Source organism: Streptomyces sp. NPDC057280, assembly GCF_042668605.1.
Lineage (GTDB): Bacteria > Actinomycetota > Actinomycetes > Streptomycetales > Streptomycetaceae > Streptomyces.
This window is the reverse complement of sequence record NZ_JBHUYR010000013.1, coordinates 24,808-46,697: the sequence shown is the minus strand read 5'-3', so window position 1 is coordinate 46,697 and position 21,890 is coordinate 24,808. Positions and strand designations below refer to the sequence as shown.

Here is a 21,890-nt window from a genome sequence, read left to right as displayed (position 1 = left end):
ACGGGCCCAAACGCGCTCGCTGCCCTTACAGCGTCTTCCCCGTCGACGGGCCCACGATCAGGCCGTCTCCGAAAGTGTCCACCCGGACCGTGTCGCCGTCCTTGATCTCGCCGGACAGGATCTCCTTGGCGAGGCGGTCGCCGATGGCGGTCTGGACCAGGCGGCGCAGGGGGCGGGCGCCGTAGGCCGGGTCCATGCCCTCGGTCGCGAGCCAGGCCAGGGCCTCGTCCGTGACCTCCAGGGTGAGGCGGCGTTCCGCGAGACGCTTGGCGAGGCGGTCGATCTGGAGGCGGGCGATGCGGCTCAGCTCGTCCTTGGTCAGGGCCGAGAAGACGACCAGGTCGTCCAGGCGGTTGAGGAACTCCGGCTTGAAGGCGGTGCGGACCACCTCCAGGACCTGCTCCTTCTTCTCCAGCTCGGTGGTGAGCGGGTCGACCAGGAACTGGCTGCCCAGGTTGGAGGTCAGCACCAGGATCGTGTTGCGGAAGTCGACCGTGCGGCCCTGGCCGTCGGTGAGCCGGCCGTCGTCCAGCACCTGGAGCAGGACGTCGAAGACCTCCGGGTGGGCCTTCTCCACCTCGTCCAGCAGCACCACGCTGTACGGGCGCCTGCGCACCGCCTCCGTGAGCTGGCCGCCCTCCTCGTAGCCGACGTAGCCGGGAGGCGCGCCGACCAGGCGGGCGACGCTGTGCTTCTCGCCGTACTCGGACATGTCGATGCGGACCATCGCCCGCTCGTCGTCGAAGAGGAAGTCGGCGAGCGCCTTGGCGAGTTCCGTCTTGCCGACGCCCGTGGGGCCGAGGAAGAGGAACGAGCCGGTGGGCCGGTCGGGGTCGGCGATGCCGGCGCGGGTGCGGCGCACCGCGTCGGACACCGCCTGCACGGCCTCCGACTGCCCGATCAGACGCTTGCCCAACTCCTCCTCCATGCGCAGGAGTTTCTGGGTCTCGCCCTCCAGCAGGCGCCCGGCCGGGATGCCGGTCCAGGCGGCGACGACGTCGGCGATGTCGTCGGAGCCGACCTCCTCCTTGACCATGGTGCCCTTGGCGGCCTCTTCCTCGGCCTGCGAGGCTTCCTCCAGGTCCCGTTCCAGGGTGGGGATCTCGCCGTACAGCAGCTTGCTGGCGGTGTCGAAGTCGCCGTCGCGCTGGGCGCGTTCGGCCTGGCCGCGCAAGTCGTCGAGCTTTTCCTTCAGTTCACCGACGCGGTTGAGGGACTGCTTCTCCTTCTCCCAGCGGGCGGTCAGGCCCCGCAGCTCCTCCTCCTTGTCGGCGAGGTCGCGGCGCAGCTTCTCCAGGCGTTCGCGGGAGGCCGGGTCGGTCTCCTTCTCCAGGGCCAGCTCCTCCATCTTCAACCGGTCGACGGAGCGCTGGAGTTCGTCGATCTCCACCGGGGAGGAGTCGATCTCCATGCGGAGCCGGGAGGCGGACTCGTCGACGAGGTCGATGGCCTTGTCGGGCAGGAACCGGGAGGTGATGTAGCGGTCGGAGAGGGTGGCGGCCGCGACCAGCGCGCTGTCGGCGATCTGGACCTTGTGGTGGGCCTCGTACCGCCCCTTCAGTCCGCGCAGGATGGCGATGGTGTCCTCGACGGTCGGCTCGGCGACCAGGACCTGCTGGAAGCGGCGCTCCAGGGCCGGGTCCTTCTCGATCCGCTCGCGGTACTCGTCGAGCGTCGTCGCGCCGACCATGCGCAGCTCGCCGCGGGCGAGCATGGGCTTGAGCATGTTGCCCGCGTCCATGGCGGAGTCGCCGCCGGCGCCGGCTCCGACGACGGTGTGCAGCTCGTCGATGAAGGTGATGATCTGGCCGTCGGAGTCCTTGATCTCGGCGAGGACGGTCTTGAGCCGCTCCTCGAACTCACCGCGGTACTTGGCCCCGGCGACCATGGCCCCCAGATCCAGGGCGACGAGCCGCTTGTTCTTCAGCGACTCCGGCACGTCCCCCTTCACGATCCGCTGGGCCAGCCCCTCGACGACGGCGGTCTTGCCGACGCCGGGCTCGCCGATGAGGACGGGGTTGTTCTTGGTGCGGCGGGACAGCACCTGCACCACGCGCCGGATCTCCTGGTCCCGTCCGATGACGGGGTCGAGCTTCCCCTCGCGCGCGGCGGCGGTGAAGTCGGTACCGAACTTCTCCAGGGCCTTGTAGGAGCCCTCGGGATCGGCGGTGGTCACCCTTCTTCCTCCCCTCGCCTTCTGGAAGGCGTCCTGCAACTTCCTGGCGTCGGCCCCCTGCGAGGAGAGTACGTCCCCGGCCTGGCCGCCCTTGGCGGCGATGCCGATGAGCAGGTGCTCGGTGGAGAGGTACTCGTCGCCGAGGTCCTTGGCGCGGGTCGCGGCGTCGTTGACGACGGCGAGCAGTTCGCGGCTGGGCTGCGGGGGCGCGACGGTGGAGCCGGTCACGCTGGGCAGCCCGGCCAGGATCTTCTCGGCGCCGGCACGGACGGCGGCGAGATCGGCCTCGACGGCCGCCAGCAGGTCGACGATGTTCTCGTTGTCCTGCCCCTGGAGCAGAGCCAGGAGCAGGTGGGCGGGGGTGAGGTCGGGGTGCCCCTCGGCGGCGGCGCGCTTCTCGGCCGCGTTGATCGCGTCCCGGCTCCGGTTGGTCAGCTCGGCGTCCACGTGTCCGTACTCCTCCTCGATGTCGGCGGCTCTCCTGAGTCTGACTCAGTCAACGTACACAAAGTTGAGTCTATTCCACTCAAGGCAGGGCTCGGGAGGGGCCGGGGACCGAGTTCCCCTCCTGCCGGGGTTAAGTTCCGGGGCATGGCGACGACGTACACCCAGGACCCCGGCGCACCGGACCCGCTCTACCTCAGCTTCTGGCGGGAACGGCACCTGTGCACCCTGACGACCCTGCGCCCGGACGGCAGCCCGCACGTGGTGCCGGTCGGAGTGACATACGACCCCGAGGCGCGGCTCGCTCGGGTGATCACGAACAGGTCGAGCGCGAAGGTGGGCCATGTGCGGGCGGCGGGGCCTTCCGGGGCCCTGGTCGCGGTGTGCCAGGTGGCCGGGCGGCGCTGGGCGACGCTGGAGGGACGGGCGTACGTCCGGACCGACCCCGAGCGGGTCGCGGAGGCCGAGCGGCGGTACGCGGAGCGCTATGAGCGCACGCCGGCGCCGAATCCGTCCCGGGTGGTGATCGAGATCGAGCTGACGCGGGCGCTGGGGCGCGGTTGAGCGGGGCCCGGCGAGGGCTGCCGACGATTTCCGGCCATGGCCAGAATGGGCGGATACCAGGAAATGTCGCCCGGAAACTGCAGCGGCGTCACCGTGTTCAGGTCACGGTGACGCCGCTGCGGGGGGAAGCGCCTGAGCGATCTGTTACGACGGGGGAATCGCGTCAGGCACTGCGGGGGGTGGCTGAGATGGTCCGTGGGGTGGGGGACTCCGGTTCCACCAGCCGATGGTCTCGTTGGTCAAGATTCACAAAGATCATTCCGTACCGAATGGCACACCGCACAGGCTGCGGCGCCCCCCGAGGCCGCCGCAGACACCGGTACGCCCGAACGTCCTCGTCGTCGTCGCGGGTGACGACGACCGGCTCACCGAAGACTGTCACCATCAATGAGTCACCGGAGTGAGGGATCGCGGTGACCAGATCGATGAAGTGCCAGCCGGAGCGGTAGGCCGTGGCCATTTCGCGACGGAAGGAGCGGTCGTCGGGTGGGGTGGTCATGACGTCGCGTCCGCCGGTACCGTCCACGAGATGTCCTGCGGCGCGGCCCAAGAGATGTCCTGCGGGGCCGCCCAAGAGATGTCCCCCGCGACGGTGTCGGCACTACGCCAACTGATGTCCGAAGGGGCGACAGCAGCCCCGAGGGTCAGCGCCACAGCAGCAACAGCAGTGGCAAGCACCGAGCGAAGCATTCTCTTCTTCATGACCGGCTTCGTCCTCACTTGATGGCTTCCCTTATCCCCGCGAAACAAGACGATGGCTCATTCAGGCACGTCAATGCCACACAAGAGATGCATCATGTTCCTGCACGTTCAGGACCCTGGGGGGTGGAGATTTGCCAACAAAAAGCACAAACCCGACACATCCTCACGGCATAGCCGACCTTTGTGCCGAAGGCGCGCGTCTCTATGCCAGCGCGCTCGGCTCCGGACGCATCCTCCGGGACGAGGTCGAGCCTGCCCCGTGTCTGCTCGAATTCGCGCTGCTTCACCCCGACCCGGACGACCCGAACTGGTTGCGCCCCGTACCGCCGTCCATCGTGCTCGCACAGCAGCTCCACCCCCTGGAGCGGGAGATCCAGGACCGTCGGCGGCTGTCGCTCAACCTCTCGGAGACCTTCGAGCCGTTTCTCGCCATCAGTGCCCAGAAGCCGGCGACCACGCACGCCATCACCGTGCTCGAAGGCTCTGCGCGCATCAACGCCGCACTGGACGTGGCGACAGCCGAGGCCCGCGTCGAGGTCCTGACCGTACAGCCCGGCGGAAGCCGGCCGGAGGACAAACTCAGTCAGGCCCTCGCCCGCAGCAAGCCCTTGATCGAGCGCGGAATCTCACTGCGCACCCTCTACCAGCACACGGTCCGCTACAGCCAGGGCACCTTCGCCTATGTGGACGGCATGGCAGGGGCGAAGGTCGAGATCCGTACCCTCGAAGAACTCATCGAGCGACTCATCATCTTCGACCAGACGGTTGCCTTCATCCCCGCCCAGGACGACCGGCAGGTGGCTCTGGAACTGCGTCATCCCGGTCTGGTCCAGTACCTCATCAGGGTCTTCGAGCAGCTCTGGCAGCGCGCGACTCCCCTCATGGAGGAAGTTCCCTACGAGTCCACGCCCGAGGGCATCACCGGCATCCAGCGCTCCATAGCCAAGCTCCTGATCGATGGCCATGTCGACGAGGCCATCGCCCGCCGTCTCGGGATGAACGTGCGCACCTGCCGCGCCCACATCGCCAAACTGGCCAGCGTCCTGGGCAGCGGTAGCCGTGCCCAACTCGGCTATCTCATCGCCCAGTCGGGGATCCTGGACCAGGGCGCTTCGGGGTCGGGGGGAGGCGACCAGCCATGACCGAGGCCCATGCGCATGGAGCTCAGGAACTGTGCGAGGCGGGCCTTGATCTGTACACCAGCGCCCTCAGCGAGGGACGGGTCAGCGCCGAGAGGGCGGCAGAAACGCCCTGCCTGCTCGACCTCGGCCTGCTGCAGCCGGACATCGAGGACCTGCGGTGGCTACGACCCGTTGCTCCGACCCTGGCCCTGCACCGACTGCTGCGCGGCCTCGAGGACCGCGTCGCGGACACGCGGCGACGTGAGGAGTGGCTGGCGGAGACCTTCGAGGGTCTCATGGCGGCGAACAGTCGGCAGACGATGGTGGCCGACACACCGCTGATCAACACGCTGAGTGGTTTCGACCGAATCAACGAGGCCATTGAGGCAGCCATGGTGAACGCCTCGGGCGAACTCCTGGCCATCCAGCCGAACAGGGGAACACAGGACACGGCGGCTCGGTTGGCGTTCTCGCTGCGCCGCGACCAGGCTCTGCTCGATCGCGGCGGCCGAATCCGGACCCTGTATCAGCACACGGCCCGCCATTCCCCTGCCGTCGTTGCTCGCTACGAAGAGCTGAGAGGCGACGCCGAGGCCCGCACACTGGACGAGATCACCGACCGACTCATCGTCGTCGACGGCACGGTGGCGTTCATCCCGGCCAACGCGGACCGCACGCTGGCCCTGGAGATCCGTCACCCTGCCCTCCTCGCCTTCTTCACGACCACCTTCGACCGCCTCTGGCGCCTGGCCTCGCCCATGTACCCCGAAGCGCCTCAACAACCTGCCTTCAACGGCATCACCCCCCGCCAACGCGCCATAGCCGCCCTCCTCATCGAGGGCCACACCGACGCCGTCATCGCCGACCGCCTCGGCCTCAACGTCCGTACCGCCCGCGAGCACATCGCCAAACTCGCCGCCACCCTCGGCAGCGAGAGCCGCGCCCAGCTCGGCTACCTCATCGGACGCTCCGGGATTCTTGACCAGGAATCGTGACGCCCATCGCGCGAGGCGGCCCGTCCAGCCCCACCTGGGCGATACGCACCCCGAGTTGGGTGCGGCTCGCCGCGCCCAGCGTCTCCGACAGCCGCGCGATGTGCGCCCTGCACGTGCGCACGCTTATGCCCAGCCGTTCCGCGATCACCGCGTCCTGGTGGCCCTCCGCGAGCAGCGCCGCGATGGACTGCTCCCGGTTGGAGATGCCCTCGATGCCGGTGTCGGGCAGCGGGGCGGTCAGCGGGATCGCCAGCCGCCACAGGCGTTCGAAGACCGTCGCCAGGAAGCCCACCAGCGCCGGGTGCCGCAGCTCCAGCGCCAGCGTGCGGTCCGCGTTCGCCGGGATGAACGCCACCGTGCGGTCGAAGAGGATCAGCCGGTCGATGACCTCGTCCAGGGTGCGGGCCTGGACCGCGTCGCCCATCAGCTCCAGGTAGTTGAGCAGGCCCTGGCCGTGCCGCGCCACGTGCGTGTAGAGGTCGCGCATGCGCACGCCCCGCCCTCGCAGCGCCAGCGCCCGGTGCAGACCCTCGGTCAGTTCGTGCTCGGGACGGATGCCGCCGGGCTGGACCGTCAGCACCTCCGTCGTGCACGCCTGCGTCGCCTCGTCCATCGCCGCCTGGATACGGGACAGCCCGTCGAGGACCCGGATCGCGGAGCGGTCCGCCATCGCCGAGGACGCCAGCTGCGAGTCCAGGCCCGCGTACCACTCGAACGCGGCCACCGCCGAGCCCATCCGGCGTTGACTGGCGCTGACTTCGTCGTAGACCCCGCGCAGCAGCCGGGTCATGACCTCCTGCGGGGAGGTGGGGACCAGCCAGTCCATGTCGTCGGGGTCGGGGTGCAGCAGGGCCAGCTCCAGCAGGCACGGCACCGGCTCCGCGTCCTCACGCGGCACCCGGCCCCGCCGTACGGCCCGGGAATACACGCGATCCCCGGCCTCGCACAGTCGGTCAGCACCGTGTGGATGCTCGTCCGCCGCGTGCCCGGCCATCGCCCAGCCCACCCCCGGTTCCCGCCTCATGTGCCCGGCGTGCGCGCGCTCGTGGCACGGGCACACCCCTACGGCTCCGCAACTATGCGCGGACCAGACCAGGTCCGCAACACGGCTCGTCCCGGTGTGACCGAGGGAAACCACTGATTTACCCCACTATCGTCGGACCTCCGGCCGTCGCCCTGCAACAAGCTGATGGTCCCCCCGCGCGCCCGCCGCACACCCGGCGGAACCCGTTTCTCCGCGTGAGCTGCCGGAAATCCGCCGGTGATCGCCGCGTTACGCACCGCATCTAACGTCCCCTCATGGCGGACATATTTGACGCGTACGCGTTGGCCGACGCGTGGGACGAGATGTTTGTGCGGCCGGGTGAGGTCAGGACCGCCTATGAGCCGGTGCTGGCGGCACTTCAGCCGATCGAGCCGAGTGAACTGCGCTTCCGCGCCGACCAGATGGCCCGGGCGTTCACCGACCGGGGCGTGACCTACGCCTTCGCGGGCGAGGAGCGGCCCTGGCCGCTGGACCTGGTGCCGAGGATCCTCGACGCCCTGGAGTGGGATCTCATACAACGGGGGGTCGCCCAGCGGGTGCGGGCCCTGGAGGCCTATCTCGGCGACGCCTACGGGCACTGCCGGGCCTTCGAGGACGGGGTCGTGCCCTGGCGGCTGCTCCTCAACTCCCCCCACTTCCACCGGGTGGCGCACGGGGTCGAACCACCCGGCGGGGTGCGCATCCACGTCGCAGGCATCGACCTCGTACGGGACGAGGCCGGTGACTTCCGGGTCCTTGAGGACAACGTCCGGGTGCCCAGCGGGGTCTCGTACGTCATCGAGAACCGGCGGGCCATGACCCGGATCTTCCCCTCCCTCTTCGCCGAGCAGCACGTCGTGCCGGTGGACGGGTACGCGCAGAAGCTGCTCGCCGCGCTGCGCAAAGCCGCTCCGGACGGGGCCGACGACCCGCGCGTCGTCGTCCTCACTCCCGGCCCCAGCAACGCGGCCTACTTCGAACACGCCCTGCTGGCACGGCTGATGGGCGTCCAGCTGGTCGAGGGGCACGACCTGGTGTGCCGGGGCAACCGGGTGTGGATGCGGACCACGCGCGGCGAGGTGCCGGTGCATGTCGTATACCGGCGGCTCGACGACGACTTCCTCGACCCGCTGCACTTCCGGCCCGACTCCGTCATCGGCTGCCCCGGCATCATGAGCGCCGCGATGGCCGGGAACGTCACCCTCGCCAACGCCGTCGGCAACGGCATCGCCGACGACAAGCTGCTCTACACCTACGTTCCCGACCTGATCCGGTACTACCTCGGCGAAGAACCGATTCTCCCCAACGTGGAGTCCTTCCGCCCCGACGAACCGGGCCAGCTCGACGCCGTCCTCGACCAGATCGACCAGCTGGTCATCAAGCCGGTGGACGGGGCGGGCGGGCAGGGCATCGTCATCGGACCCAAGGCCGACGCCGAGACCCTGCGCAGGACCCGGGAGGCCGTCGCCGCCGACCCGCGCGGCTTCATCGCCCAGCGGCCCGTCGCCCTGTCCACCTCCCCCACCCTCGCCGGAGAACGGATGGCACCGCGCCACATCGACCTCAGGCCGTTCGCCGTCAACGACGGCAACGATGTCTGGGTGCTGCCCGGCGGTCTCACCCGCGTCGCCCTCCAGGAGGGCAACCTGATCGTCAACTCCAGCCAGGGCGGCGGCTCCAAGGACACCTGGGTCATCGCCGAGGGCCCCGCCGAGCCCCTCGAGGTGCCGAGCACCGAGGGACTCCCCGAGGTCGCACCCCGCCAGCTCGGTCCCGACGGCAACCCCACCTTCGTGGAGGAAGGGGCGCAGCAGCAGTGAGCGACGTGATCCTCTCCCGGATAGCCGAGGCGCTGACCTGGACCGGCCGCTATGTCGAACGGGCGGACGCCACCGGCCGCATCCTCGACGCCTACCTCCACCGCATGCTGGAGGACCCCTGGCGCGACGAGGACGTGGCCTGCCGCTCGCTGTACGCGATCCTCGGCGTCGACGCGGGCGCCGAACGCGTCGACATGCAGCAGGTCCTCGACCAGCTGGCCTTCGACTCCCGCTCCACCTGCTCCATCGAGGGCGCCCTCGGCGCCGCCCGGCTCAACGCCCGCAGCGCCCGGGAGGCCGTCTCCTCGGAGATGTGGGAGTGCCTCAACTCCACCTGGCACGCCCTCGCCGACCAGCGCCGCGCGGCCCGCCGTACCGGCCCCTACGCCTATCTGGAGCTCGTACGGGCCCGTGCCGCGCTGTTCTTCGGGCTCGCCGACTCCACCATGAGCCGGGACGACAGCTGGCGGTTCGTGGTCCTCGGGCGCAGCCTGGAGCGGGTGGACATGACCGTACGGCTGCTGTCGGTACGCGTGCTCGACGCCGCCCACGCGCCGGACTGGACGACGCTGCTGAGCGCGTCCGGTGCCGACGAGGCGTACGCGCGCATCCACAGCGGCTTCGGTGACAGCGCCCGCGTGGCCGAATTCCTGCTCCTCGACCGGGACTTCCCGCGCTCCGCGCTGCACGCGCTGACCACCGCCGAGGAGTGCCTCAGCGCCCTCGGCCGCCCCCGCCAGGACCCGGCCCGCCGCCCGATCGGACGCCTGCGCACCCGCCTCGAGTACCTCGACCTGACCGCCCTCCAGGACCAGCTCCCCGCCCTCCTCGGCGACCTGCAACAGGCCTGCATGGCCTCGGCGGAGGCGGTCGCGGAGCGGTTCTTCCCGTACCAGGGGCCCGTGATCTGGGCCCAGGAAGGGGCGTGAGCAGATGGCGCGCCGCCTGAGGATCAAGCACGTCACACGGGTGTCGTACGCCCAGCCCGCGGCCTCCTCCCACAACGAGGTCCGCATGACCCCGCTGACCCTGCCGGGCCAGACCACCCTGGACTCCCGGGTCACCGTCAGCCCGGCCACCTCGACCTGGTCGTACTGGGACTACTGGGGCACCCAGGTCACCGGCTTCGACCTCCTCGACCCGCACGCCGACCTCACCATCACGGCCTCCAGCCTGGTGGAGACGGCCCCGCCGGACCCCCTGCCCGAGGCGCCGGCCTGGGCAGAGCTGTCGGAACGTACGGCGAGTTCCCGCCTCCTGGAGTTCTCGGGCCCGACAGCCCGTACGACCGTCCCCGCGAAGCTCCTCAAGAAGGCCCGGAAGGCCGCCGCCGGCCTCGACCCGCACCAGACGGCCGTCGCGGTCTCCGCCCTGGTCGCCGACCGGGTCACCTACCTCCCCGGCGCCACGGGCGTGACCACCTCCGCGGCCGAGGCCTGGGACCAGGGCGCCGGCGTCTGCCAGGACATCGCCCATGTCACCATCGCCCTGCTGCGGGGCCTGGGCATGCCGACCCGGTACGTCTCCGGCTACCTCCACCCCGAGCGGGACGCGGAGCTCCACCGACCGGTCGCGGGCCAGAGCCACGCCTGGATCGAGTACTGGGCGGGCGACTGGTGCGGCTACGACCCGACGAACCGCACCCGCGCCGACGAGTCGCACGTCGTCGTCGGCCGCGGCCGGGACTACGACGACGTGACCCCGCACAAGGGCATCTACCGGGGCGTGCCCGGCGGCCCGCCGGAGGTGACGGTGGAGTTCACGCGCGTGGCGTGAGCCTCTCACGGCGTCCGCAGCGGCTCGTGTCGCCCTTCTCCCCTTTCCGGGGCGAAGGGCGCACAATCGCCGTCATGCCGACAGCGCGCCCGATCAGGCTCATGGCACTGTCCCTGACCGCCCTGCTGCTCGTCGCCGGCTGCGGCGACGACGGCGACGACCCCGGCAGCACGGCCCCGAAGCCACACAAGGACGGGCATCTCACCTTCACGCTGCTGACCCTGCACTGCGGGATCACGGGCGTGACGGGCTCCCACGCGGACGCCCCGCCCGAGGGACAGTTCTGCGCCGCACGGCTGCGGGTGGCGAACAACGACCCGAACTACCACACCTACGAGTCGGCCCGGCAGCGCATCGCGGGCGTCACCGGCGACCGGTCCCGGCCCGACGCCTTCGCGATGGCGGTGCGCCGCCAGTCGGAGAAGGTGCGGCTCGGCGGCCACACCCTCATGGAGGTCGAGCTCTGGTACGACGTCCCGAAGGGCGCGAAGGTCACCGGACTGCGGGTGTCCGGCGACAACGACCCGGCCGGCTTCACCAGCACCAAGCCCGTCGGACGGGCGCCGAACGGGGTGTTCGTCCCGATGACGCCCACCCCGCCGACCGCTAGTGCAACTTGATCTGGGCACAGGCCGAGGCGAGCTTCGCGGTGCAGATCTGCTTCACGTTGAAGATGCCGTCGGCGACGACCGTGCTCTTGATGTTGGACTTCGTCAGCGCGGACACCGTCACCAGCTGGGCCGGGATGTCCTTGTCGGTGGGGCTGTCGACGCGGTCCTGGGTGAGGGAGTCGAACAGGATGTCCTTGCCCTGGATCTTCGCCACGGCCATCTCGGCGGCGGCCTCGGCCTCCTGCGGGTAGGACTTGTAGACGCTCATGTACTGCTCGCCGGTGACGATCCGCTGCACGGCGGCCAGTTCCGCGTCCTGGCCGGTGATGGGCGGCAGGTCGGTCATGCCGGCCTCCTCCATCGCCTCGATGGCGGCGCCGGCCATGGCGTCGTTGGCGGAGTAGACGGCGGCGATGTTGTCCTTGCCGATCGCCGAGATCGCCTCGGCCATGTCCTTCTTCGCGATGGCCGGCTTCCAGCCGTCGACGTCGTACGTCTTGGCGATCGACACCTTGCCGGTGATCTCGGAGAGCGCGCCCGCCTTGAACTGTCCGGCGTTCGGGTCGGAGGGCGAGCCGTTGAGCATGACGATCTTGTCGGAAGTGTCGATGTCCGAGCCCAGCGACTCGATGAGCGTGCGGCCCTGCACCTCGCCGACGAGTTCGTTGTCGAAGGAGACGTACGCGTCGATGGGGCCCTCGGCGAGCCGGTCGTAGGCGATGACCGGGATGCCGGCGTCCTTGGCCTTCTTCACCATGGGGGCGATGGCGTGCGAGTCCACGGCGTCGAGCAGGATGACGTCGACCTTGTCGTCGATCATCTTCTGCATCTGGCCGGCCTGCTTCTTGGCGTCCGCCTCGCCGTTGGCGTAGACGGTCTGGCCCTCCTTGTCGGTGAGCTCCGTGACCTTCTTCTGGATGATCGGGTAGTCGAACTGCTCGTACCGCGTGTTCGTCGTCTCCGGCATCAGCACGCCGACGGTGACGTCGTTGCCCTTGGTCGGACTCGCGTCCGTACTGTCCCCCGTCACACCCAGGGCCCCGCAGGCGGTCAGCGACAGGGCCATCGAGGACACGGCCATGCATATGGCGGTACGACGCATTGGGGAGCTCACTTCTGGTGCCTTCCGGACGCGGGCGCAGCTTTGCGACCCAGATGACTGAAAAGCCAACGCGGCCCCGCCCCCCAGCGTCAAGCGGAACCACTTAACGAGTGCGCAACGCCACGCTCCGCTTGTTATGTGAAGAGATGACGGAACCGCCTCCAAACGCCCTTTACGGACTCTCCATTCAAGCGGAGCCCCGGCGGAGGCAAAGATCCGTACAACCAACTCCATTCCTCGCGAGTCGTGATCACGACAGCTTCTGCCGGCTGTTCCCCACCCGCTCAGAGGATCGAATGAAGTCAGCCAGACGTACGACGGTCACGTCCGCCGCCGTGCTCGCCGTGACCGGCGGTCTCCTCACCACGACCGCCGCCCCCGCCTCCGCCGCGACGACCTGCACCTCCCCGGTCTTCAAGCGCCAGTTCTTCGCGAACACCACCTTCTCCGGCACCCCGAAGAAGACGGACTGCGACAACGCGATCGACCAGACCTGGACGGGCGCCCCCGCCTCGGGCCTGCCGTCGGACAACTTCGGCGTCCGCTGGTCGGTGACGCGGGACTTCGGCTCCGGCGGGCCGTTCGCCCTCGCCGCCTCCGGGCTCGACGGGATACGGGTGTACGTCGACGGCGTGCGCAGGATCGACCTGTGGAAGAACACGACGACGACCGTCTCCAAGACCGTCAACGTCACCGTCCCGTCCGGCAAGCACACCCTCCGCGTCGACTACGTCAACTGGACCGGCAGCGCCAAGGTCAAGTTCGGCTACACACCCCGCACCTCGGCAACCGTCGACCAGGTCAAGCCCCTCACCCCGACCGGGACTTCGGTCGCCTACGACGCCGCGGCCGGCAAGGCCAAGCTCACCTGGGCGAAGAACCAGGAGATGGACCTCGCGGGGTACCGGGTCTACCGCCGCCTCAAGGGCGCCTCCTTCGGCAGCACCCCGCTCACCACGACCACCGCCACCTCGTACACCGACACCCCGCCCCCCACCGGCGAGACCTACTACTACGAGGTCCGCGCCCACGACAAGGCGGGCAACGCCTCGACCGGCACGACCGACCAGGGCGTCACCACCGTCGACCGCACCGGACCGGCCGCGCCGGCCGGGCTCAGTGCGCACGGGGATCTCGACGGGATGGTGCTGGGCTGGGACGCCGTGCCGGGCGCGGTGGGGTACGAGGTGTTCGAGAAGGACGCGGCGACCGGCTCGTACACCCTGCTGAAGTCGCTCACCGGCACCTCCTACCTGCACTACGTGGGCCACGACGCGACGCCGCACACCTATGTCGTGCGCTCCCTCGACGCGCTGGGCAACCCGGGCCCGTACTCGGCGCCGGTCACCTCCGACGGCATCGACCGGACCGCGCCGCCCGCGCCGTTCGGACTGGACGTGGTCACGAACCGCGGTGACGTGCACGTGAGTTGGAAGACGCCCGAGGCGCACACGCGCGACGAGCTGGACAACTACGGCCGCTTCACCGTGTACCGCTCCGTGGGCGCCACCGTCGGCGCCGACGCCGAGCGCATCGACTGCGACTACCTCACCACGCTCCACAGCGCCGAGGGCGTCTACGTGTTCGACTGCGACGACCCCACCTGGGCGTACGCCACGACCTACACCTACGCCGTCACCTTCACCGACGGGCAGGGCAACGAGTCCACCCCCTCCGCGCCCGTCACGGTGACGACCGCCGACCGGGTCCCGCCCGCGCCCGTCACCGGCCTGACCGCGACGCCCCGCGGCGACGGCATGCTGCTGCGCTGGAACGCGTCCACGGACGAGGACATCGACCACTACTGGGCCGCGCGGGGCGTGCGCCAGGCCGACGGCTCGTTCAAGGCGACGGACCCCTGCACCCGGAGCACCACCGACCCGCTGACCGCCCTGTGCATCGGCATCCCGGACGGCGAGAACGCCGCCTACGCGGTCTACGCCGTCGACAAGTGGGGCAACGCCTCGACCTGGACCGTCGTCGACGCCACGGAACTGACCATCACCCCGGGCGAGCCCATCGGCGCCGACTCCGGCGCGCTGTGGGGCAGCGGGGGCTGGACCATACCCGCGCAGAGCGAGAACGTCCTGTGGCACTGCTCGGGCGACATCTGCGCGGACATCACCGCCTACCGCGTCAGCCGCTGGAACGCCGAGACGCAGGCCTACGACCTGCTGGGCACCGTGGCCCCGAAGGACGGCGTCTACTACCAGTCCTACACCGACGCCACCATGCCGCTCGGCTCGATCTCCTACTACCGGGTCGTCGGCGTCCTGTCCGACGGCACCGAGACCGCCGCCGCGCACCCCTGGCAGATCCGGCCGGACCTCGTCTGAGCCCGACAGCCCCCCGAAGAACCCGAGGAACACGACTAGATGAATCACCCTCGCTTCACGACGGCCGCCGCCGCGAGCGCGGTCGTCCTGGCCACCGCCAGCACCCTGCTCACCAGCGTGCCCGCGTCCGCCGCGACGACCTGCGCCTCGCCAGTCTTCAAGCGGCAGTTCTTCGCGAACACCAGCTTCTCCGGCACCCCGAAGAAGACCGACTGCGACGACGCCGTCGACCAGAGCTGGAGCGGCGCCCCCGCCTCCGGACTGCCGTCGAACGACTTCGGTGTGCGCTGGTCGGTGACACGGGACTTCGGCTCGGGCGGGCCGTTCGCCCTCGCCGCCTCCGGGCTGGACGGCATCCGCGTCTACCTCGACGGCGTGCGCAAGATCGACCTGTGGAAGAACACCTCCACCACCGTGTCGAAGACCGTCAACGTCACCGTCCCGTCCGGCAAGCACACCCTCCGCGTCGACTACGTCAACTGGACCGGCAGCGCCAAGGTCAAGTTCGGCTACACACCCCGCACCTCGGCAACCGTCGACAAGGTCAAGCCCCTGACCCCGACCGGCACTTCGGCCTCGTACGCCCAGGCCACCGGCAAGGTCAAGCTGACGTGGTCCAGGAACAAGGAGATGGACCTCGCGGGGTACCGGGTCTACCGCCGCCTCAAGGGCGCCTCCTTCGGCAGCACCCCGCTCACCACGACCACCTCCACCTCGTACACCGACACCCCGCCCCCCACCGGCGAGACGTACTACTACGAGGTCCGCGCCTACGACAAGGCGGGCAACGCCTCGACCGGCACCACCGACCAGGGCGTCACCACCGTCGACCGCACCGCTCCCACCGGGGTCACCGGTGTCGCGGCGAAGGGCACCACCGCCGGCATCTCGCTGAGCTGGGAGGCGTCGGTGTCGAAGGACGTCCATCACTACGAGGTGTGGGCCTACCGCAACGGGGAGGTCGTCCCCGACGGACCGGAGCTCGTGTTCGGGACGTCGCTGCACTTCCCGGTGCCGGTCGACGACACGGGCGCGCTCTACGGCTTCACCGTGCAGGCCGTCGACACCGCGTCGAACGTCTCGCCGGTCTCCGGCGAGGTGGGCGCGAGCCGGGCCGTGGCCTCGGCGGCGGCCGCGCCGACCGGCCTCGCCACCGAGCCGCCCGCCGACGATCTCACGATGGTCACGTGGACGGCGTCGCCCGACGAGGTCGGCGGCTATCACGTCTACCGCCGGACCAGCCCCACGGGTGCCTGGACGGCCATCGGCTCCACCAACGGCACCGGCTGGGAGGACCGGACCGCGCCGGCCGGCAAGGCGTACTACTACGTGGCCACCGTGGGCGCGGACGGGCTGGAGTCGCTGCCCTCCGAGGAGATCTCCGCCGAGCGCGTCACCAAGGCGACCGCGGTCGGGCCGAAGGCGCCGCGGCTGACGCTGGTGACGAACGGGATACCGGGGCGTTCCGCGATCCAGGTCACCGCCGCGCCGGGCGCCGGCGACGAGGGGCGGCTGCTGAAGGGGTACTCCTGGGAGATCTCCGGGGCGTGCGGTGACAGCGGCACGCAGCTGTCGGCCACGGGGGCCATCTCCTGGGTCGCGCCCTACAACGGGCCGTGCATGGTGACCGTGTACGCCGTCGACCACTACGGCCGGGTCGGGTACGAAGGCGCCTCCCTGGAGTTCTTCAGCGGGCGGTGACATACGGGAGCGGGGCCCGGAGGACGACGATCCTCCGGGCCCCGCTCGCGTACAGCTGCCTAGTCCTTGGCCTTCTTCGGCCGCCAGACCACCAGCGCGCTGGTCTGCTGCACCTCCTGGTACGGCACCAGGTCACGCCGGTACGACGCGTGCACCGCCGCTTCCCGCTGGCGCATCGTGGCGGCGGCGCCTTCCAGGGCCGCCTCCATCTCCGCGACCCGGGACTGCAACGCCGCGACCTGGTTCTCCAGCTCGATGATGCGCTTGATGCCGGCCAGGTTGATGCCCTCGTCCTGCGACAACTGCTGCACGGTGCGCAGCAGTTCGATGTCGCGGGCCGAGTAGCGGCGGCCCCGCCCGGCCGTGCGGTCCGGGGAGACCAGGCCGAGGCGGTCGTACTGGCGAAGGGTCTGCGGGTGCAGGCCGGAGAGCTGGGCCGCCACCGAGATGACGTAGACCGGGGTCTCCTCGGTCAGTTCGTACGGGTTGCGTCGACGGCCGTCCATCACTCTCATGCTCCCTTCGCGGCCTGGAACAGCTCCGCCCGCGGGTCCTCGTCCGCGGTCGCCTCGCGATACGCCTCAAGCGCTTCACGAGCCTTCCCCGTCACGTCCTTGGGGACACTCACCTCGACGGTGACCAGGAGGTCGCCGCGGGTGCCGTCCTTGCGGACCGCGCCCTTGCCGCGGGCGCGCATGGTGCGGCCGTTGGGGGTGCCGGGCGGCAGCTTCAGCGTGACGGGCGGGCCGCCCAGGGTGGGGACCCGGACCTCGCCGCCGAGGGCCGCCTCCGCGAACGTCACCGGGACGGTCACCGTGAGGTTGTCGTCCTTGCGGCCGAAGACCGGGTGGGCGTCCACATGGACGGTGACGTACAAGTCGCCCGCGGGGCCGCCCCGTTCACCCGGCGCGCCCTTGCCGCGCAGGCGGATGCGCTGGTTGTCCGTCACCCCGGCGGGGATGCGGACCTGCATCGTGCGCGAGGACTTGGCGCGGCCGCTGCCCTTGCACTCCATGCAGGGGTGCTCGGCGATGAGGCCGCGGCCCTTGCAGTCGGGGCAGGGGTCGGTCAGCGAGAAGCCGCCGCCCGAGCCCCGGGCCACCTGACCGGTGCCGACGCAGGTCGGGCACACGCGGGGTGTGCCGTTCTTGTCGCCGGTGCCCGAACACGCCTTGCAGGGGGACTGCGAGGACATCCGCAGCGGGACCGTGGCCCCTTCGATGGCCTCCGTGAAGCTCAGCGTGACCTCGGTGTCGATGTCCTGGCCGCGCCGCGGCTGGACCCGGGTGCCCCCGGTGCCGCCGCGGTTGAACAGGCCGCCGAACACGTCGCCGATGCCGCCGCCGAAGCCGCCGGAACCCTGGCCGCCCTGGCCGCCACCGCCTCCGAAGAGGTCACCGAGATCGAAGTTGAAGGAGCCGCCGCCCGCGCCCGGCCCCGCGCGGAATCCGCCGTTGCCGAACAGTGCGCGGGCTTCGTCGTACTCCTTGCGCTTCTTGGGGTCGCCGAGGATGTCGTTCGCCTCGGAGATCTCCTTGAAGCGCTCCTCCGCCTTGGTGTTGCCCTTGTTGGCGTCCGGGTGGAACTCGCGGGCGAGCTTCCGGTACGCCTTCTTGATCTCGGCCTCGGTGGCGTCCTTGGGGACGCCGAGGACCTTGTAGTAGTCCTTCTCGATGAAGTCCTTGGTGCTCATCCTCGACGCCCCTCCTCTCGGTCGGTCCCGTTGACGTCAGCCCTCTTCAGAGCTGTTGTCCTTCTTCTCCTCGGTCTCGGCGTCCTCGGCCTTGACCGTCTGCGCACCCGGCTGCGGTTCGGCGACGGCCACCCGGGCGGGGCGGATGGTGCGCTCGCCGATGCGATACCCCGGCTGGAGGATCGCCACGCAGGTCGTCTCGGTGACGTCCGGTGCGTAACTGTGCATCAGGGCCTCGTGGATCGTCGGGTCGAAGGGCTCGCCCTCCTTGCCGAACTGCTGCAGACCCATCTTCGCCGCGACGGTCTCCAGCGACTCACCGACGGACTTGAATCCGCCGACGAACTCGCCGTGGTCCCGGGCGCGGCCGATGTCGTCGAGCACGGGCAGGAGTTCGGTCAGGAGGTTCGCGACGGCGATCTCCTTGACCGTGATCCGGTCCCGCTCCACGCGGCGGCGGTAGTTCTGGAACTCGGCCTGGAGCCGCTGGAGGTCCGCGGTGCGCTCCTCGAGCGCCTTGCGCACCTGGTCCAGCTGGGCCGTCAGACCGGCGATCTGTGCGTTTGCGTCCCCGGCCGGGGCCGCCCCCTCACCCTCGGGCGAGGCGGCGGTCTTCGGCTCGGCGTCGTCGGGGGTCGCGCCGGAGGGGACGTCGGGCTTCTCCTCGAAGCCCGGGGTCTCCTCCGTCACGCGGCACCGTCCTTACGGTCCTCGTCGACGATCTCGGCGTCGACGACGTCGTCGTCGGCCTTGGGGGCCTCGGTGCCCGCGCCACCGGCGGCCTGAGCGGCCTGGGCGTCGGCGTACATGGCCTGGCCGACCTTCTGGGAGACCGCGGCGACCTTCTCGGTGGCCGTGCGGATCTCGGCGGTGTCCTCGCCCTTGAGCGCGGTCTTCAGCTCCTCGACGGCGGACTCGACCTCGGTCTTGACCTCGCCGGGGACCTTGTCCTCGTTGTCCTTGAGGAACTTCTCCGTCTGGTAGACGAGCTGCTCGCCCTGGTTGCGGGTCTCGGCGGCCTCGCGGCGGCGGTGGTCCTCGTCCGCGTACTGCTCGGCCTCCTGGCGCATCCGGTCGACCTCGTCCTTCGGCAGCGAGGAGCCGCCGGTGACGGTCATCTTCTGCTCCTTGCCCGTGCCCAGGTCCTTGGCGGTCACGTGCATGATGCCGTTGGCGTCGATGTCGAAGGACACCTCGATCTGCGGGACGCCGCGGGGCGCCGGCGGCAGACCGGTCAGCTCGAACATCCCGAGCTTCTTGTTGTACGCCGCGATCTCGCGCTCGCCCTGGTAGACCTGGATCTGCACGGACGGCTGGTTGTCCTCGGCCGTGGTGAAGATCTCGGACCGCTTGGTCGGGATCGTGGTGTTGCGCTCGATGAGCTTGGTCATGATGCCGCCCTTGGTCTCGATGCCGAGGGACAGCGGGGTCACGTCGAGGAGCAGGACGTCCTTGACCTCACCCTTGAGGACACCGGCCTGGAGGGACGCGCCGATGGCGACGACCTCGTCCGGGTTGACGCCCTTGTTGGCGTCCTTGCCGCCGGTCAGCTCCTTGACGAGCTCGGCGACGGCGGGCATGCGGGTGGAGCCACCGACGAGGACGACGTGGTCGATCTCGTTGATGGAGATGCCGGCGTCCTTGATGACGTTGTGGAACGGCGTCTTGCAGCGCTCCAGGAGGTCCGCGGTCAGCTGCTGGAACTGGGCGCGGGTGAGCTTCTCGTCGAGGTGCAGGGGGCCCTCGGCGGAGGCGGTGATGTAGGGCAGGTTGATCGAGGTCTCGGTGGACGAGGACAGCTCGATCTTCGCCTTCTCGGCGGCCTCGCGCAGACGCTGCAGCGCCATCTTGTCCTTGGCGAGGTCCACGCCGTGGCCCGACTTGAACTGCTGGACCAGGTAGTCGACGACGCGCTGGTCCCAGTCGTCACCACCGAGGTGGTTGTCGCCGTTGGTGGCCTTCACCTCGACGACGCCGTCGCCGATCTCCAGGAGGGACACGTCGAAGGTGCCGCCACCGAGGTCGAAGACGAGGATCGTCTGGTCGTCCTTGTCGAGGCCGTAGGCGAGCGCGGCCGCGGTGGGCTCGTTGACGATACGAAGGACGTTGAGACCGGCGATCTCACCGGCTTCCTTCGTCGCCTGGCGCTCGGAGTCGTTGAAGTACGCCGGGACGGTGATGACCGCGTCGGTCACCTTCTCGCCCAGGTAGGCCTCGGCGTCCCGCTTCAGCTTCTGGAGGATGAACGCCGAGATCTGCTGCGGGTTGAAGGGCTTCCCGTCGAGCTCGATCTTCCAGTCGGTGCCCATGTGGCGCTTCACGGACCGGATGGTCCGGTCCACGTTGGTGACCGCCTGGCGCTTGGCCACCTCGCCGACGAGCACTTCGCCGTTCTTCGCGAAGGCGACGACGGACGGCGTGGTCCTGGCACCCTCGGCGTTGGTGATGACGGTGGGCTCGCCGCCTTCGAGAACGCTGACGACGGAGTTAGTCGTGCCCAGGTCGATGCCGACCGCACGTGCCATGGTTGATTCCTCCAGCTGACTTGAGTGGAACGGACTCAAGTGTGCATGACGCCCGCGGATGGGTCAACAGACCTGAGTCTGTGAGGCTCAACTCTTATCCGTTCCTTACACGCAATGGGGCTCTGACCTGCGGCGATACCGGTCGAGGAGTCCCGGAGGACTTCACCCGCAGCAGGGCGAGTACGACGACCAGGGCGCCCGAGGCCACCCACAGCGCCCCCGTTCCGCCCACCCATCCGAGATGCTCCAGCACCCCGACGAGCACCCCGGCGAAGGCCCCGAGCCCGAGCAGCACCACCGTCCCCTGCGGGGTCAGCCCGAGCCTGCGCAGCCGGTGCCCGAGATGGTCGGGCCCGCGCCGCCCGGCCAGCCGCCGGGAGACGACGACCAGAAGGACGTCGGCGACGGCGACGGCGTTGAGCGCGAACAGCACGCCCGCGCTGGAGGCCGCCTCGTGCCCGGTCCGCGCCACCACGCCGGCCGCCGCGAGCACGAACCCGGCGAACAGCGCCCCACCCGAACCGAGCCCCACGCGCGCGGGCGGCCAGTTGTGCATGAGGAACCCGGTCAGCGCGGCCGCCAGCACGCTCAGCAGCACCGCGAGCCCGTCCATCACCTCGGCCGCCACGCAGGCGCCCACCCCGAAGGCGGCGACGACCCCGACGGTCCCGGCGAGTCCGTCGGCATGGTCGAGTGCCCGGAACCCCAGGGCCACGAACACGATCCAGCCCACGGCGAGCACCCCACCGACGACGCCGGTCTCCTCGTACGGCACCACGCAGGCCGCCGCCACGGCCGTACCGACGCAGAGCACGCGCGCGCGGACGCGCCACAGGTCGGCGGCGAGGCCGAGGGCGGCGACAGTGCCGGCCGCGACGAGGAGTTCCCCGCCGCCCGGGGGCGCGACGTGCGTCCGCTCCCCCGCGGCCACGACGGCGCAGGTCGCGAGCACCACGGCGACGCCCCCGGAGAGCGGCACCTTGCGCTGCTGCCGGCGGCGGTCGACGAGACCGAGGCGCAGCGCGGGGGCGCGGAGTACGGCCGCCAGGACGGCGGTCAGCAGCAGGGCGGTCGTGGCGGCGGCGATCCCATAGAGCACGCGTCTTAAAGTAGTCACGAATGTACCAATTTGGTACGAATAACACGTTCGGATTGCCACACACTCGCCATCGGCCCTTAAGGCAACCCTCAGCGACACAGATCACCGCAGTGCTGGCTACAGTGCGGACGACGATGCGGGTACCCTCAAGAGGACTGCATAAGTTACCGCTTAGTAATCTCGCCCCGCCCAGGCCCGAGG

18 protein-coding genes are annotated in these 21,890 nt (G+C 70.0%); 9 read left to right on the top strand and 9 right to left on the bottom strand.

The window, feature by feature from the left end; translation table 11 throughout:
• Positions 1-25: 25 nt before the first annotated feature.
• The gene (gene clpB / locus ACFUO4_RS41095) at positions 26-2,623 is read right to left on the bottom strand and encodes an ATP-dependent chaperone ClpB (protein WP_079305943.1); all 2,598 of its coding nucleotides are present in this window, start codon (positions 2,621-2,623) and stop codon (positions 26-28) included.
• Between the two features lie 144 nt (positions 2,624-2,767).
• Here clpB and ACFUO4_RS41090 point away from each other — a divergent pair, with 144 nt between their 5' ends.
• Positions 2,768-3,184: a pyridoxamine 5'-phosphate oxidase family protein gene (locus tag ACFUO4_RS41090; RefSeq protein ID WP_079305944.1), complete on the top strand. Its 417-nt coding sequence runs from the start codon at positions 2,768-2,770 to the stop codon at positions 3,182-3,184.
• Between the two features lie 163 nt (positions 3,185-3,347).
• On the opposite strand, the gene ACFUO4_RS41085 is transcribed toward ACFUO4_RS41090, so the two are convergent.
• Positions 3,348-3,683 carry a hypothetical protein gene (locus ACFUO4_RS41085; protein WP_059194145.1) on the bottom strand — a complete coding sequence of 112 codons (336 nt, stop codon included), beginning with the start codon at positions 3,681-3,683 and terminating at the stop codon, positions 3,348-3,350.
• Between the two features lie 334 nt (positions 3,684-4,017).
• On the opposite strand from ACFUO4_RS41085, the gene ACFUO4_RS41080 reads away from it, so the two are divergent.
• Positions 4,018-5,028 carry a helix-turn-helix transcriptional regulator gene (locus ACFUO4_RS41080; RefSeq protein WP_079305946.1) on the top strand — a complete coding sequence of 337 codons (1,011 nt, stop codon included), beginning with the start codon at positions 4,018-4,020 and terminating at the stop codon, positions 5,026-5,028.
• Positions 5,025-6,002 (top strand): helix-turn-helix transcriptional regulator, encoded by a 978-nt coding sequence (locus ACFUO4_RS41075; protein ID WP_383495121.1) that lies wholly within the window; start codon positions 5,025-5,027, stop codon positions 6,000-6,002. The genes ACFUO4_RS41080 and ACFUO4_RS41075 overlap by 4 nt, the downstream gene beginning before the upstream one ends.
• Here the strand turns inward: ACFUO4_RS41075 and ACFUO4_RS41070 are convergent.
• Complete coding sequence (locus tag ACFUO4_RS41070; protein WP_079306103.1) at positions 5,965-6,996, bottom strand: helix-turn-helix transcriptional regulator; 1,032 nt, start codon at positions 6,994-6,996, stop codon at positions 5,965-5,967. The two genes, ACFUO4_RS41075 and ACFUO4_RS41070, sit on opposite strands and share 38 nt — an antisense overlap.
• 305 nt (positions 6,997-7,301) lie before the next feature.
• Between ACFUO4_RS41070 and ACFUO4_RS41065 the strand changes: the two genes are divergently transcribed.
• The 4 genes from ACFUO4_RS41065 to ACFUO4_RS41050 all read left to right on the top strand — a co-directional run bounded on the left by ACFUO4_RS41065 (position 7,302) and on the right by ACFUO4_RS41050 (position 11,242).
• Entirely contained in the window at positions 7,302-8,846 is a 1,545-nt protein-coding gene (locus ACFUO4_RS41065) for a circularly permuted type 2 ATP-grasp protein (RefSeq protein ID WP_079305947.1), read from the top strand.
• Positions 8,843-9,775 carry an alpha-E domain-containing protein gene (locus ACFUO4_RS41060; protein ID WP_079305948.1) on the top strand — a complete coding sequence of 311 codons (933 nt, stop codon included), beginning with the start codon at positions 8,843-8,845 and terminating at the stop codon, positions 9,773-9,775. Before ACFUO4_RS41065 ends, ACFUO4_RS41060 begins: the two co-directional genes overlap by 4 nt.
• Before the next feature lie 4 nt (positions 9,776-9,779).
• Entirely contained in the window at positions 9,780-10,622 is an 843-nt protein-coding gene (locus ACFUO4_RS41055) for a transglutaminase N-terminal domain-containing protein (protein WP_383495117.1), read from the top strand.
• Positions 10,623-10,696: 74 nt separating this feature from the next.
• Positions 10,697-11,242: a hypothetical protein gene (locus ACFUO4_RS41050; RefSeq protein ID WP_383495114.1), complete on the top strand. Its 546-nt coding sequence runs from the start codon at positions 10,697-10,699 to the stop codon at positions 11,240-11,242.
• Here ACFUO4_RS41050 and ACFUO4_RS41045 read toward each other — a convergent pair.
• Entirely contained in the window at positions 11,229-12,335 is a 1,107-nt protein-coding gene (locus tag ACFUO4_RS41045; RefSeq protein ID WP_383495111.1) for a substrate-binding domain-containing protein, read from the bottom strand. The genes ACFUO4_RS41050 and ACFUO4_RS41045 overlap by 14 nt on opposite strands.
• A 296-nt stretch (positions 12,336-12,631) precedes the next feature.
• Between ACFUO4_RS41045 and ACFUO4_RS41040 the strand changes: the two genes are divergently transcribed.
• On the top strand, positions 12,632-14,671 hold the full coding sequence (locus tag ACFUO4_RS41040) for a fibronectin type III domain-containing protein (RefSeq protein WP_383495108.1): 2,040 nt from the start codon (positions 12,632-12,634) through the stop codon (positions 14,669-14,671).
• Positions 14,672-14,710: 39 nt separating this feature from the next.
• Positions 14,711-16,372, top strand: coding sequence for a PA14 domain-containing protein (locus ACFUO4_RS41035; protein WP_383495105.1), 1,662 nt, complete (start codon positions 14,711-14,713; stop codon positions 16,370-16,372).
• Positions 16,373-16,431: 59 nt separating this feature from the next.
• Here the strand turns inward: ACFUO4_RS41035 and ACFUO4_RS41030 are convergent, their stop codons facing one another.
• From ACFUO4_RS41030 to ACFUO4_RS41010, 5 genes are all read right to left on the bottom strand, one after another.
• Entirely contained in the window at positions 16,432-16,878 is a 447-nt protein-coding gene (locus ACFUO4_RS41030) for a heat shock protein transcriptional repressor HspR (protein WP_079306105.1), read from the bottom strand.
• 5 nt (positions 16,879-16,883) lie between these two features.
• Entirely contained in the window at positions 16,884-18,065 is a 1,182-nt protein-coding gene (gene dnaJ, locus ACFUO4_RS41025; protein ID WP_079305953.1) for a molecular chaperone DnaJ, read from the bottom strand.
• A 36-nt stretch (positions 18,066-18,101) separates the two neighbouring features.
• Complete coding sequence (gene grpE / locus ACFUO4_RS41020) at positions 18,102-18,755, bottom strand: nucleotide exchange factor GrpE (protein WP_383495100.1); 654 nt, start codon at positions 18,753-18,755, stop codon at positions 18,102-18,104.
• A complete protein-coding gene (gene dnaK, locus ACFUO4_RS41015) occupies positions 18,752-20,590 on the bottom strand; it encodes a molecular chaperone DnaK (protein ID WP_383495097.1) in 1,839 nt (612 codons plus the stop codon). The genes grpE and dnaK overlap by 4 nt, the downstream gene beginning before the upstream one ends.
• 94 nt (positions 20,591-20,684) lie before the next feature.
• A complete protein-coding gene (locus tag ACFUO4_RS41010) occupies positions 20,685-21,689 on the bottom strand; it encodes an MraY family glycosyltransferase (RefSeq protein WP_383495093.1) in 1,005 nt (334 codons plus the stop codon).
• Positions 21,690-21,890: the final 201 nt, after the last annotated feature.

What these genes read in the sequence shown, in the direction of transcription:
- ACFUO4_RS41045 (WP_383495111.1), bottom strand. Translation starts at nt 12,335, where the DNA reads ATGCGTCGTACCGCCATATGCATGGCCGTGTCCTCGATGGCCCTGTCG.
- ACFUO4_RS41075 (WP_383495121.1), top strand. Translation starts at nt 5,025, where the DNA reads ATGACCGAGGCCCATGCGCATGGAGCTCAGGAACTGTGCGAGGCGGGC.
- ACFUO4_RS41035 (WP_383495105.1), top strand. Translation starts at nt 14,711, where the DNA reads ATGAATCACCCTCGCTTCACGACGGCCGCCGCCGCGAGCGCGGTCGTC.
- ACFUO4_RS41055 (WP_383495117.1), top strand. Translation starts at nt 9,780, where the DNA reads ATGGCGCGCCGCCTGAGGATCAAGCACGTCACACGGGTGTCGTACGCC.
- dnaJ (WP_079305953.1), bottom strand. Translation starts at nt 18,065, where the DNA reads ATGAGCACCAAGGACTTCATCGAGAAGGACTACTACAAGGTCCTCGGC.
- ACFUO4_RS41040 (WP_383495108.1), top strand. Translation starts at nt 12,632, where the DNA reads ATGAAGTCAGCCAGACGTACGACGGTCACGTCCGCCGCCGTGCTCGCC.
- ACFUO4_RS41030 (WP_079306105.1), bottom strand. Translation starts at nt 16,878, where the DNA reads ATGGACGGCCGTCGACGCAACCCGTACGAACTGACCGAGGAGACCCCG.
- dnaK (WP_383495097.1), bottom strand. Translation starts at nt 20,590, where the DNA reads ATGGCACGTGCGGTCGGCATCGACCTGGGCACGACTAACTCCGTCGTC.
- ACFUO4_RS41090 (WP_079305944.1), top strand. Translation starts at nt 2,768, where the DNA reads ATGGCGACGACGTACACCCAGGACCCCGGCGCACCGGACCCGCTCTAC.
- ACFUO4_RS41085 (WP_059194145.1), bottom strand. Translation starts at nt 3,683, where the DNA reads ATGACCACCCCACCCGACGACCGCTCCTTCCGTCGCGAAATGGCCACG.
- ACFUO4_RS41070 (WP_079306103.1), bottom strand. Translation starts at nt 6,996, where the DNA reads ATGGCCGGGCACGCGGCGGACGAGCATCCACACGGTGCTGACCGACTG.
- ACFUO4_RS41065 (WP_079305947.1), top strand. Translation starts at nt 7,302, where the DNA reads ATGGCGGACATATTTGACGCGTACGCGTTGGCCGACGCGTGGGACGAG.
- ACFUO4_RS41050 (WP_383495114.1), top strand. Translation starts at nt 10,697, where the DNA reads ATGCCGACAGCGCGCCCGATCAGGCTCATGGCACTGTCCCTGACCGCC.